We start from the raw sequence: 12176 nt of genomic DNA on the forward strand, positions 1-12176 counted from the left end.
GGCGATAGCGCGTACGGGAGGCCCATGACGGAACAGATCACCACGGTGGAACGGGCATTCGAGCTGGCACGCTCGGGCGAGTGCGAGTCGGTCAACGCGCTGCGCCAGCGGTTGCGGCGTGAGGGGTATGACGCGGTCCACGTCCATCTTCACGGTGCGTCGATCAACAAGCAACTCGTCGACCTGATCCACGCGGCGCGCGGCGGGTCCGCGCTGGCCTGACGCGGAGGCGGTCCGGTCGAGACAAGCGCACTCGTCCGACCGAACCGTGCAGCCTCACTTCTGCGCCAGCATCACCGCCTTCGGCATGTTCAGCCCAGCGGCAGACCATTCGGCGGACGTCTTGCAGGTCTTCCGATCGATCCGCGAGCCGGTCATGGCCGGCTCGACCGTGCAATATTTCTGCGTCTCGCCATCGTACTTCAGGACCGTCTTCTGCGTCGAAGCCGATGGAGTAGCGAAGGCTGGAACGCTGATCGCGAGGGCAGCGACGGCAACGAGGCTCTTCAGAAAGATCGGGGTCATGGCAGGCATTCCTTATATTGGTATGAGGCGCCCGGTGGGGCGGCATCTCGACCAATGCATCTGGCGTGCCAGTTATGTAATACAGTGCGACACATAGGCGAAGATGTTCGAACAGCGAGGTTTTTTCACCGAACAGCTAAACTCTACGGGTGAAACCTGGATCGCAAGACACACCACAATCTGGCGAAAACCGCAGCGAATTGGTGCAAGCCAGCGTACGCTGCCTACAACGTCTCTCCCTCTCCCATCGGGGAAAGGGAAGGGGCCCGCGGCCACTTGGCCGTGGGAAGGGTGAGGGCACGCGACGGGCGAAAGCAAACTCGCCTCAGGGAAAGCCTCAGCGCTCCAGCAGCCGCGGCATCAGTTCGACGAAATTGCAGGGGCAGTGGCGGCTGTCGAGCTGGTCGCGCAGGATGCCGTCCCAGCCGTCCTTCACCGCACCGGTCGAGCCTGGCAGCGCGAAGATATAGGTGCCGTGCGATACGCAGGCGCACGCGCGCGACTGGACCGTCGAGGTGCCGATCGTCTGGTAGCTGAGCATGCGGAATAGCTCGCCGAAGCCTGGAATCATCTTCTCGGCCACCTGCTCGACCGCCTCGGGGGTCACGTCACGACCCGTCACGCCGGTGCCACCGGTGGTGATGATGCAATCCACCTCGGGATCGTCGATCCAGGCGTGCAGTCGCGACACGATCGTCTCGACGTCGTCCTTCTCGATCCGGCGGTCGGCGAGCACATGCCCTGCTTCGGTCAGTCGCGCGACAAGCGTATCGCCCGAGCGATCCTCCGCCAGCCCACGTGTGTCCGACACAGTCAGTACGGCAATCCGCACCGGCAGGAACGTCCGGCTCTCATCGATCGGCATGAAACTCAGTCCGCGCGCGTGATGGTGGCGGATTGCGGCCGGACGCTGGCGTTGACCGCGACCGTAGCACCCAGCGGCGCCACGCTGGCACTCGCGCGCGCGTTCGGCCGGGCATTCATCCGTACCGCTGTCGCACCCGGCAGGCCCGGGAAGCGCGGCCACATGCCCTGCGCCAACGCATTGCGGCTGGTCGATGCCTTCTTGCCGCCCTGCGCCTCGTACATCCAGTAATTGCGCAGCACGGTGGTCACGTAGCCACGTGTCTCCCAGTACGGAATGCTCTCGATATACAGCAGCGGATCGCCGTTATCGTGGACGATCGCGTTCCAGTCGCCGACCGGGCGCGGGCCCGCATTATAGGCCGCGATGACCTTGGGCAGCAGCCCACCGGTGACGCCCGCCATGTCACGCAGCCGCTCCAGATGGCGCTGGCCGATATCCATGTTGGTGCTGGGCTTGGTCAGTGCCTTCATGTCGATCGAGGTGCCACGTTCGCGCGCGAAATCGGTCGCGGCGGCCGGCATGATCTGCATCAGGCCGTACGCGCCGGCCGGGCTCTTCACGGTGTTGCGGAACCGCGATTCCTCGAGCGTGTGCGCGTAGACCAGCGCCTTATCGATGTGCCAGCCGCTGTCCGGCGTCCAGTTCGGCGTCGGATAACGCGCCTCAGCAGTCGACGTGACGCCCTGCGGGCAATTGTGCGCGAGCCAAACGGTCGTCGCCGGCAGGCTCAGCGCTTCCGCTACGCGCACCAGGTTGCCGAACTCGCGCGGGTCGCCGATCTTGGCCTGCTGGCGGATGACGGTATCGGCCAGATCGGTCTCGCCGACCTCGACCAGTGCCGCCGCGACGCGCACGTTCGGGCGCTTGCCGACGACCTTCCAGTCGCTCGCGACGAGCCCGCCGACCGACGTGCCCTTGTCCTTCATCGCCAGCTGCTGGCGCGCAAGCTGGCCGTAGAAGCTCTCGCCGAACTGCGCCGCCGCCTTCAGCCGGCCCTCGATCTTGTCGGGGCGCGAGCACACCATGTCTGCGCGCGAGGCCCAGTACAAAGCCGCTGCCCGCAGATCGACGTCGCCGGCCCGCGCCGCGACACCCTCGAACCCGGTCTCGGCATTCGCGCAGTCATTCTGCCGCCATGCCGACAGCGCGCCGACCCAGCGACCCTGGACCGCCCAGTCGCCGACGCCGTTCTGCGCCTTCGCCGCCATCACGCGCGCGTTCGCATCGTCGCCCTGCAGGAAATAAATCCATGCTATCTTCTGCTGCCACTCGGTCAACGCCTCGGGCGTGAGCCCCGGCGTGCTTTCGAGCAACGACTGCGCCTCGCGGCCCATGTCCGCCTTGACGTAAGGCTGCATCTTCAGCGCAAGATCGGCGGCGATCATGTCGCCCTGCAGGCTCTTGGCGCGGACGCGACGCGGTGCGCCGTCTTGCCAGATCAGTCGCTGTGCCGTGGGCAGGGGGGGCAGGTCGACCGCACCGCGCACCGTTGCCAACCGCGAGATCTGCGCGGCTTCCGGCAATTCCGGCGCTTCGTTGAGTAGCGCGACCAGCGGCTCCATCTCGACCTTGGGCGAGCCCTTCGCCGTATACATCTCGGCGCGCGCGATCGCGTGCAGCGGGCCAGGCTTCATGGTGTCGAGCCCGATCTGCGCATCGGTCCACTTGCCGTCGCGGATCGCGGCGAACACCGTCCTGTACGCCTCGCGCTGGCCGGCATCAAGCTGGTCCGGGATCTGCTCCAACGTCGGCGCACCGACCAGCTTCGTCGTCCCGAGCCGCGCATCGCCGGCAGGCTCACCCGCGACGGTCGCCGCCAGAGCCGGGAAGGGGAGGGCGCTGAGCCCCATAACGATAGCTAGAGTCCGAATCATCTCATACCCTCTTGCGACGTCAGTCCGCGCATCAGCATCTGCAAATCCTTCCAGGCCTCGGCCTTGGCCGCGGGCTTCTCGATCAGGAACCGCGGATGAAAGCTCGCGACCACGCCGGTCTCGCTGGAAGCTTCGCCAGACGCCGAACCGGACCCCGTTCTTCCGGTCTTATGGTTAAACTCGTGTAAACGCCCGCGCGCGGCCTGTAATTCCGTCCCGAGGATCGCACGGCTCGCCGCATTACCGAGCAGCAGCAGTCGCTTGGGTGCAACCAACCCGATGTGATGCTTGGCGATTTCCGCGAGCCGATCCTCGATCTCGCTCTGGATCCGCCCCGCCGTCGGCCGCTTCGCGCAGACCGCCGCGAGATGCACTTCGTCACGCGTCAGGCCGATCGCGGCGAGCATCTTGTCGAGCAACCGCCCCGACGCCCCACTCAGCAATGCCCCTGCATCGCCGTCGTCCCGGTCGGGGCAATCGACAAGCACCATGACCGTAGCGTCAGCCGGACCAACCGCGGCCAGCGAAACCCCGCTCCAGTCCGCCTCGGGAACCTCCGCGCTGCTCCGCCACTCGAGGAAATCGGCCAGTGAAAGCGGCATCGCGGACAGTGCGACGACCGGCGCGGCAGGTGCGGCGGTGGGCACGACCAGCGGTTCAGGCGCCGCGAACCAGTCGCGCGGGACGTCGTCGACCAGCGTGTCGACGCCAGCCTCGTGCCACCAGTCGAGCGCGCTCGCCGCTGTATTTCGCCAGTCGATGGTTTGGTCCGCCCCCACAGGGTAACCTATGCTGCACGGTTGACGTGGCGGTCAACTCGCGCAATCGCCATATTGGACAAGATGGTGCCGGCCCGAGCCCGAACGAAGGGTGGGGCGCAAAGCTATGGCAATAGGGGACATCCCCCGGGAGACGATGATGACGACACGTGAATCGATGCCGTACGACGTGGTGATCGTCGGCGCTGGCCCGGCCGGTCTCTCGGCAGCGATCCGCCTGAAACAGCTCGCGGCCGAGAAGGACGCCGAGATCAGCGTCTGCGTGCTCGAAAAGGGCTCCGAAGTCGGCGCGCACATCCTGTCCGGCGCGGTCATCGACCCGAAAAGCCTCGACGAGCTATTGCCGAACTGGCGTGAGGACGGTTGCCCGCTCGCCGAAGTGCCGGTGACGGAGAACCATCACTGGATCCTCACCAAGACGAAGAAGAGCGAAATGCCGCACTTCGTCACGCCCTCGTTCATGCACAACAAGGGCACGTATACCGGCTCGCTCGGCAATTTGTGCCGGTGGCTCGCGGGCAAGGCGGAGGAGTTGGGCGTCGAGATCTTCCCAGGGTTCGCCGCCGCGGAAGTCCTGTTCAATGACGACGGCTCGGTGAAGGGCGTCGCGACCGGCGACATGGGCGTCGCCCGCGACGGCACGCACAAGGGCGACTACACGCCGGGGCTCGAACTTCACGCGAAGTATACCTTCTTCTCCGAAGGCGTGCGCGGTCACCTCACCAAGGAACTGATCCGCACGTTCGACCTCGCCAAGGACAGCGACCCGCAGGTCTACGGCCTCGGCATCAAGGAACTCTGGGACATCGATCCCGCGCTCCACAGCCCCGGTCGCGTCATCCACACGCAGGGTTGGCCACTGACCGAGACCGAGGGCTCGAACGGCGGCGGCTGGATCTATCACCAGGCGAACGGCCAGGTCTCGATCGGCTTCGTCACGTGGCTGAACTACACCAACCCGCATCTCTCGCCGTTCCACGAAATGCAGCGCTGGAAGACGCACCCCGAGATCGCCGCGCTGCTGAAGGGCGCCAAGCGCGTCAGCTACGGCGCGCGCGCGATCAGCGACGGCGGCCTCCAGTCGATCCCCAAGCTCGTGATGCCCGGCGCCGCCCTCATCGGCGACAGCGCCGGCTTCCTCAACGTGCCGCGGATCAAGGGTACGCATACCGCGATGAAGTCCGGCATGATGGCCGCCGAGGCCGCGGTCGAGGCGATCGTCTCGCAGCGCGGCCATGACGAACTCGCCGCCTATCCCGAGGCGTTCGAGAAGAGCTGGGTGAAGAAGGAATTGTCTGTTGTCCGCAACGTCGTGCCGCTGGTCAAGAAGTTCGGCGACCTGATCGGCTCAGGGCTCGCCGGCGTGACGATGTGGTTAGAGCATCTGGGCATCAAGATGCCCTTCACGATGCGACACCATCCCGACAATGAGAGCCTGTGGCGCAAGGATCTCGTCAAGCCGATCGTCTACCCCAAGCCCGACGGCGTGCTCACCTTCGATCGCCTCTCGTCGGTGTTCGTCTCGAACACCAACCACGAGGAGGACCAGCCGGTCCATTTGACGCTCAAGGATCCGAGCGTGCCGATCGCCTACAACCTGCCGATGTACGACGAACCCGCGCAACGCTATTGCCCGGCCGGCGTTTACGAGGTGGTGGGTGTAGAAGAGGGCGACCCCAAGTTCGTCATCAACGCGCAGAACTGCGTCCACTGCAAGACCTGCGACATCAAGGACCCCACCCAGAACATCAACTGGGTCGTACCCGAGGGCGGCGGAGGCCCCAATTATCCCAACATGTAAGCGTCTGTTTCTCGCACTAGGTCTCGCCGTGGCGGCGCCCGCCACGGCGGCGCCGGCTGACCTTTCCGCCTATCTGAAGGCCCGCGCGGCCGACGCTGAAGGCGATACGAGCCTGGCCGCCGCCAGCTATGCCAAGGTTCTGGCGGCCACCCCCGGCGATCCCGTCGTCGCGATCCGCGCTTACCGCGAGGCGCTGGAGGCCGGCGACATGCCGCTCGCCACCCGCGCCGCCGCCATACTGAACAGGGCTGGCGTAGCCCCGGCCGACGCCGCGCTGATCCCGCTCGCGGACGCGGCACGACGGAACGACGCGAAGGCTGCCAGCGCTGCCATCGCGACGCTCTCGACCGGGCCGCTGGTGGTCCTCGCCCCCTCGCTCTACGCGTTGGTCGCGCAGGCCGAGGGGCGCGATCCCGAACCCTCGCTCGCCACCGCCGCGAAGGACCCCGTCGCCAACCGCTTCGCCACCGAAACGCGGACGCTGATCGCCGCCACACCGCGCAAGCAACCGCTCGCGGTCGGCGTGTCGCGCCTGCTTGCCCGCCTCGCCAGCGATCTCAGCGCGGGCGAACCCTCGCCGCTTTCGATCGCACTGACCCAGGCCGCCCTGCGCGCCGACCCCAGTTTCGACGCGGCCCGTGTCCTCCTCGCCGACGCGCTCGCCCGCAACACGCTGGTCGACCGCGCGCTCGTCGTGCTCGACGGTATCGACGCGAAAAGCCCCTCCGCCTCGGCTGCCGCCGCCGAGCGCATCGACATCCTCGCCACCGCCGACCGCAACGGTGAAGCGCTCGCCGCCGCCAAGAACCGCGTCGACCAGAAGGACGCCGGCCCCGCCGACTGGCAACGCTATGCCGACCTGTTGCTGACCACCGGCAACCCCGCCGACGCCGCGACCTGGTACCAGCGCATCATCGCCGCGGACGGTGCAAAGGGCGGCAGCTGGGGCAATTGGCTGCAATATGGCGGCGCACTCGACCAGGCCGGTCGCTGGCCCGAAGCGCGCGATGCGCTCGAAAAGGCCGTCGCCCGCGGCCCCGCGCAACCGCTCGCGCTCAACTATCTCGGCTTCGCGCAAGTCGAGCACGGCGACGACATCCCCGCCTCGATCCGGCTCCTCGAACGCGCCACCCGCCTCGATCCCGCGAACGCCTCGATCACCGACTCGCTAGGCTGGGCCTACCACCTCTCAGGCGACACGGCGCGCGCACTCCCGTTGCTCGAACGCGCAGCGCGGAGCGAACCCGCCAACACCGAGATCGGCGATCATCTCGGCGACGCCTATTGGACGGTCGGCCGCCAATACGAAGCGCGGTATGCTTGGCGCGCCGCGCTCCTGACCGCCGAACCAACCGAAACCGCCCGCATAACCGCCAAGATCGCCAACGGCCTTCCGCCAAAAGCTCACCGCTGAAATCCTTCTCCCACCGGAAGAGGGAAGGGCCGACACCTTCCAAAGCCCGTCACCCCAGCGAAAGCTGGGGTATCCCACGAGGCACGCACCACCCGCCCCACACGAGATCCCAGCGTCCGCTGGGATGACGGGTGTTTGTTGGCTAAACCCGCCCGCAGCACTGTCGTCAGGATGACGGACGCTGGAGAGTGCACCTCCAGTTGCCAGCGCCCCGCGGTCAGCTAAGCCAAGTCCAAATCCGCTGAACCTCGAGACCCAAAATGCCCGCCATCACCGAACCCGCCCCCGCCAAGATCAACCTGGCCCTCCACGTCCGCCGTCGCCGCCCCGACGGCTATCACGACCTCGAAACCCTCTTCGCGTTCGCCACCGACGGCGACATCATCACGGTGGTACCCGCCGAGGCCAACACCTTCACCATAACCGGCCCCTTCGCCGCAGCACTCCTCCCAAACACCCCCCCGGCGAAGGTCGGGGCCCAATTGGGAACGGCAAATGACGAAGCACCCCGCGCGCCCAACGCCATCCCAAGCCACGCCCCCTGGCAAGGCAACCTCGTAACCGCCGCAGCCGACGCCTTCACCACCGCCTTTGCCCCAAACACCCACCACGCGATAATTCTCGAAAAGCACCTCCCCATCGCCTCGGGCATAGGCGGAGGCTCAGCCGACGCCGCCGCCACTCTCCGAGCGCTGGCCCGCCTCCACGGGATCTCGACAACCCACCCCCGTCTCCACGAAATTGCCGCAAAGCTCGGCGCAGACGTCCCCGCCTGCCTCGCCAACCGCACCACGCTCGGCACCGGCAAAGGCGACACTCTCACGAACCTCGAAGGCCTGTCCGGCACCCCCCTCCTGCTCGTAAACCCCGGCGTCGCCGTCTCGACCGCGGCAGTCTTCAAGACCTGGGACGGCCAGGACCGAGGCCCGATCCCCGACGGCACCCTCCTCGACCGCGCAAAAGCCGGCCGCAACGACCTCGAGCCCCCCGCGCTGGCGCTAGCCCCCGAAATCGCCCAGGTCCGAGCCCTCCTGGACGCAGCACAAGGCGTCCTCCTGTCCAGGATGTCCGGCTCCGGCGCCACCTGCTTCGCCCTGTTCGAAACCCCCGAAGCCAGAGACACCGCCACAACAACTGCCCAAGCCAACGGCTGGTGGACACTCGCAACGACTTTGGCCTGAACGAAACGACACCAAACGATCAGCCCCCGCGATGGTGCGGCTACGCGATGGCGCGATCACCCCACCTCCGTCATCCTGACGAAAGTCAGGATCCAGAGCCGCAAATCAAACCGCCCGCCACGGACTCGTATCGAACCCGCCCACGAGTCGGCCAGTGCCAGAGCCTATGCCGAACAATCCGAACCGATCTCGACCTAATCACCCAGCCCGTTGGCCCGTAACCCGCACATTTTTTCGGCAGGTGACCCACCCACAGGCACCCACCCGGCGGAGGCCGGGGCCCAATTGGGAAACGTCGCTGACGGACAGCCGCACTTCGTTACTCCAACTTCTTCACCCAGCCTCCGCCGACGGGGCAGCTATCCAATTCAGGCAGGCACCAGCTCGTCTCGGGCTGTTGCTCCGCGACCCTCCCCAGACCCAGCCACCGCAAAATTCCCGCAAAAACCCAACGTTCCCTACTTGTTCCATAAGAACAAAGAGAATACATGGCGTTTGACGCGTTGAATGGCACGCGCGCTTGCTTTAGCGATGGGAGCTTATCAATGACCGCTAATCTGAAAGTGATCGACACCGGCATGGCAACCGCAACCAACGACCGCCAGAAGGCGCTCGACGCCGCGCTCGCGCAGATCGACCGCGCCTTCGGCAAGGGCTCGGCAATGCGCCTGGGCTCGAAGGAAACCATGCAGGTCGAGGTCATCTCGACCGGCTCGCTCGGGCTCGACATCGCACTCGGCGTCGGCGGCCTGCCGCGCGGCCGCGTGATCGAGATCTACGGTCCGGAATCGTCGGGCAAGACCACGCTCGCGCTCCACGTGATCGCCGAAGCGCAGAAGGGTGGCGGCACCGCGGCGTTCGTCGATGCCGAGCACGCGCTCGACCCGGTCTACGCCAAGAAGCTCGGCGTCAACATCGACGAACTGATCGTCTCGCAGCCCGACACCGGCGAGCAGGCGCTCGAGATCGTCGACACGTTGGTCCGTTCGAACGCGATCGACGTGCTCGTGGTCGACTCGGTCGCAGCGCTCGTGCCGCGTGCCGAAATCGAAGGCGAGATGGGCGACAGCCATGTCGGCCTCCAGGCCCGCCTGATGTCGCAGAGCTTGCGCAAGCTCACCGGCTCGATCAGCCGCTCGCGCTGCATGGTGATCTTCATCAACCAGCTCCGCATGAAGATCGGCGTCATGTACGGCAACCCGGAGACGACGACCGGCGGCAACGCACTGAAGTTCTACGCCTCGGTCCGCCTCGACATCCGCCGCATCGGCGCGATCAAGGCCGGCGAAGAAGTGACGGGCAACCAGACCCGCGTGAAGGTCGTCAAGAACAAGGTCGCCCCGCCGTTCAAGCAGGTCGAGTTCGACATCATGTACGGGCAGGGCGTCTCGAAGCTCGGCGAAATCCTCGATCTCGGCGTAAAGGCCGGGCTCGTCGAGAAATCGGGCGCGTGGTTCAGCTATGACAGCGTCCGCTTGGGCCAAGGCCGCGAGAACTCGAAGACCTTCCTCAAGGACAACCCCGAAACCGCCGACCGCCTCGAAAAGCAGATCCGCGCCCGCACCGAGAAGGTCGCCGAGGAAATGATGGCCGGCCCCGACGTCGAAGACGACGCCTAACCCCCTAAACCCCTCTCCCTAAGGGGAGAAGAGGGAGGGGCCCATTGCCCTCGCAATGGGAGGGTGAGGGCACGCGGTGAATGGTGCACGCGCATGATAGCCGAGCACGTGTACGACCGATGATGCAAAACCGATGATGCAAAGACGTAGTGAACTAACACCGCGCCAGCCATCCCCAGCACCACCCCGGCGAAGGCCGGGGTCCAATTGGCAAGGCGGCTCAAAGAAGTCCCGCACCAGGCCAAGCTCCCTCGCGGCAAAAAGCACCGTACTGGCGCGTGAACACCGTCCCCCCCTTGTTCTCCCGCGAAGGCGGGAGCCCAGCCTGGATCCCCGCCTTCGCGGGGAAACAACGAAGCGCAGACTGCCGAGCAAAGTAACGCAACGGGCTCCGCGAAACCTCCAAATACCCAACGCCAAACCCACGCCAGCGACTATACTTCCTATACTTCACTCCAAACCGCAGCCCCAGACCGCAACCATAAAGTACCCCAACCCATGACCACCGCCTATGACTGGACCGGCAGAATAGGCGACGTCTGGGCTGAAGAATGGCGCCGAACCGACCGCAGCTTCACCAACCTGACCCCACATTTGAACGCAGCGATCCTAGCCGCCGCGCCCCCCCGAACCCACAAGATCATCGACATAGGCTGCGGCGCCGGCGCAACCACTTTAGCCGCCGCGCAAGCCCTCCCGAACGCGGTTGTAACCGGCATAGATCTCTCGCCAGCCCTGATCGAGATCGCCAGACACCGCGCCGCAACCCAAGCCAATGCCAGCTTCGAATGCGCCGACATCACCGTCGCCGCCCCGAACCATGCCCCGACAGACCTCTACGTCTCGCGCCACGGCGTGATGTTCTTCGCAGACCCCATCACGGCCTTCGCTACCTTGGCCAAAGCCGCTGCCCCCGGCGCGACGCTCGTTTTTTCCTGTTTCGCCGAACGCGCCGCCAACTGCTGGGCGACCGAAACCATCACTGCAACCGGCGGCGACGCAGACGCCCCGGCAAGCACCGCACCCGGGCCCTTCGCATTCGCCGATCCAACCTATGTCGCGACGATACTTGAAAACGCCGGCTGGCACGCCGCCCGACCTGAGCGCATCGACTTCGCCTACCGGGCAGGCGAGGGCGTCGACCCCGTAGCCGACGCCGTCGACTATTTCCGCCGCATCGGCCCCGCCGCCTCCGCCATTCGCGACGCCGCCCCGGAGGAACGCGAGCGCCACATCGCGCGTCTCACCCAGGTCTGTGAACGTCACGGCAACGGCGCCACGGTGGAATTCCCCGCCGTCGCCTGGATCTGGACGGCGAGCAAATCGGCCGGATAAACGACAGGGGAGCCAGCATGATCATAGTCCACCACCTCGAAAACTCGCGATCACAGCGTATCCTGTGGATGCTCGAGGAACTCGGCCTCCCCTACGAGATCAAGCGCTACGAGCGGAACAGGCAGACCATGCTCGCCCCGCCCGAACTCAAGAAAGTCCATCCGTTAGGCAAGTCGCCGGTTATCGAGGATGCCGACGTCCAAGATGGCCAGGTCGTCGCCGAAACCGGCGCGATCGTCGAATATCTCGTCGACAAGGCCGACGGCAAACTGGGCGCGCCCGCCAAACGCGCCGACGCACTCCGCTACCGGTTCTGGCTCCATTACGCGGAAGGCTCGATGATGCCGCCGCTGCTGCTGAAACTGGTTCTCGGGCGCATCCCGATCATGGGCAAGGTCGCGGTCAAGAAGATCCAGCCGATGATCGACGTCCATCTCGACTATGTCGAATCCGAGCTGTCGCAGCGCCCCTGGTTCGCCGGCGCCGATATGACCGCCGCCGACATCATGATGAGCTTCCCCCTCGAAGCCGCGCGCAGCCGCGGCGGCCTGAACGATTCGCGCCCCGCGACGATCGCCTGGCTGGCCAAGGTCCACGCGCGCCCCGCGTACCAGGCCGGCCTAAAAAAGGGCGGCCCCTACGCCTACGCCTGACGGGTGGGGCACAGCCGAAGCGTTGGGTGAAGCGAAATCCCATCCAAATCCGTCATGCCGGGCTCGTTCCGGCATCCACGGTTCCACATGATCAAGGGGTATGAGTTCTCGGAACGATGGACCCCGG

Annotated in this window: 11 protein-coding genes; 7 read left to right on the plus strand and 4 right to left on the minus strand. The window is 65.9% G+C overall.

All coding sequences use genetic code 11. The features are described from left to right. Positions 1 to 24: 24 nt before the first annotated feature. Positions 25 to 222, plus strand: a complete 198-nt coding sequence (locus AC1MLZ_RS15755; protein ID WP_480959293.1) for a hypothetical protein — start codon at positions 25 to 27, stop codon at positions 220 to 222. A gap of 54 nt (positions 223 to 276) precedes the next feature. Here the strand turns inward: AC1MLZ_RS15755 and AC1MLZ_RS15760 are convergent, their stop codons facing one another. The 4 genes from AC1MLZ_RS15760 to AC1MLZ_RS15775 all read right to left on the minus strand — a co-directional run bounded on the left by AC1MLZ_RS15760 (position 277) and on the right by AC1MLZ_RS15775 (position 4046). After that, entirely contained in the window at positions 277 to 525 is a 249-nt protein-coding gene (locus AC1MLZ_RS15760; RefSeq protein ID WP_480959294.1) for a hypothetical protein, read from the minus strand. Between the two features lie 337 nt (positions 526 to 862). Next, positions 863 to 1390 (minus strand): molybdenum cofactor biosynthesis protein B, encoded by a 528-nt coding sequence (gene moaB, locus AC1MLZ_RS15765; RefSeq protein ID WP_480959295.1) that lies wholly within the window; start codon positions 1388 to 1390, stop codon positions 863 to 865. 5 nt (positions 1391 to 1395) lie between these two features. Further along, positions 1396 to 3267, minus strand: a complete 1872-nt coding sequence (locus AC1MLZ_RS15770; RefSeq protein ID WP_480959296.1) for a lytic transglycosylase domain-containing protein — start codon at positions 3265 to 3267, stop codon at positions 1396 to 1398. Next, positions 3264 to 4046 carry a uracil-DNA glycosylase gene (locus AC1MLZ_RS15775; protein WP_480959297.1) on the minus strand — a complete coding sequence of 261 codons (783 nt, stop codon included), beginning with the start codon at positions 4044 to 4046 and terminating at the stop codon, positions 3264 to 3266. The genes AC1MLZ_RS15770 and AC1MLZ_RS15775 overlap by 4 nt, the downstream gene beginning before the upstream one ends. Positions 4047 to 4185: 139 nt before the next feature. Here AC1MLZ_RS15775 and AC1MLZ_RS15780 point away from each other — a divergent pair, with 139 nt between their 5' ends. From AC1MLZ_RS15780 to AC1MLZ_RS15805, 6 genes are all read left to right on the plus strand, one after another. After that, complete coding sequence (locus AC1MLZ_RS15780; RefSeq protein ID WP_480959298.1) at positions 4186 to 5847, plus strand: electron transfer flavoprotein-ubiquinone oxidoreductase; 1662 nt, start codon at positions 4186 to 4188, stop codon at positions 5845 to 5847. A gap of 28 nt (positions 5848 to 5875) precedes the next feature. Continuing rightward, positions 5876 to 7261: a tetratricopeptide repeat protein gene (locus AC1MLZ_RS15785; RefSeq protein WP_480959299.1), complete on the plus strand. Its 1386-nt coding sequence runs from the start codon at positions 5876 to 5878 to the stop codon at positions 7259 to 7261. Between the two features lie 260 nt (positions 7262 to 7521). Further along, positions 7522 to 8442 (plus strand): 4-(cytidine 5'-diphospho)-2-C-methyl-D-erythritol kinase, encoded by a 921-nt coding sequence (locus AC1MLZ_RS15790; RefSeq protein WP_480959300.1) that lies wholly within the window; start codon positions 7522 to 7524, stop codon positions 8440 to 8442. A 545-nt stretch (positions 8443 to 8987) separates the two neighbouring features. Beyond that, the gene (gene recA, locus AC1MLZ_RS15795) at positions 8988 to 10061 is read left to right on the plus strand and encodes a recombinase RecA (protein WP_480959301.1); all 1074 of its coding nucleotides are present in this window, start codon (positions 8988 to 8990) and stop codon (positions 10059 to 10061) included. Between the two features lie 498 nt (positions 10062 to 10559). After that, positions 10560 to 11396 carry a class I SAM-dependent methyltransferase gene (locus tag AC1MLZ_RS15800; protein WP_480959302.1) on the plus strand — a complete coding sequence of 279 codons (837 nt, stop codon included), beginning with the start codon at positions 10560 to 10562 and terminating at the stop codon, positions 11394 to 11396. A 17-nt stretch (positions 11397 to 11413) separates the two neighbouring features. Further along, complete coding sequence (locus AC1MLZ_RS15805) at positions 11414 to 12049, plus strand: glutathione S-transferase family protein (protein WP_480959303.1); 636 nt, start codon at positions 11414 to 11416, stop codon at positions 12047 to 12049. Positions 12050 to 12176: the final 127 nt, after the last annotated feature.

The sequence above is a fragment of the Sphingomonas sp. PEI4 genome (genome assembly GCF_056679955.1).

What these genes read in the sequence shown, in the direction of transcription:
- recA (WP_480959301.1), top strand. Translation starts at nt 8,988, where the DNA reads ATGACCGCTAATCTGAAAGTGATCGACACCGGCATGGCAACCGCAACC.
- AC1MLZ_RS15780 (WP_480959298.1), top strand. Translation starts at nt 4,186, where the DNA reads ATGACGACACGTGAATCGATGCCGTACGACGTGGTGATCGTCGGCGCT.
- AC1MLZ_RS15755 (WP_480959293.1), top strand. Translation starts at nt 25, where the DNA reads ATGACGGAACAGATCACCACGGTGGAACGGGCATTCGAGCTGGCACGC.
- AC1MLZ_RS15760 (WP_480959294.1), bottom strand. Translation starts at nt 525, where the DNA reads ATGACCCCGATCTTTCTGAAGAGCCTCGTTGCCGTCGCTGCCCTCGCG.
- AC1MLZ_RS15790 (WP_480959300.1), top strand. Translation starts at nt 7,522, where the DNA reads ATGCCCGCCATCACCGAACCCGCCCCCGCCAAGATCAACCTGGCCCTC.
- AC1MLZ_RS15770 (WP_480959296.1), bottom strand. Translation starts at nt 3,267, where the DNA reads ATGATTCGGACTCTAGCTATCGTTATGGGGCTCAGCGCCCTCCCCTTC.
- moaB (WP_480959295.1), bottom strand. Translation starts at nt 1,390, where the DNA reads ATGCCGATCGATGAGAGCCGGACGTTCCTGCCGGTGCGGATTGCCGTA.
- AC1MLZ_RS15805 (WP_480959303.1), top strand. Translation starts at nt 11,414, where the DNA reads ATGATCATAGTCCACCACCTCGAAAACTCGCGATCACAGCGTATCCTG.
- AC1MLZ_RS15800 (WP_480959302.1), top strand. Translation starts at nt 10,560, where the DNA reads ATGACCACCGCCTATGACTGGACCGGCAGAATAGGCGACGTCTGGGCT.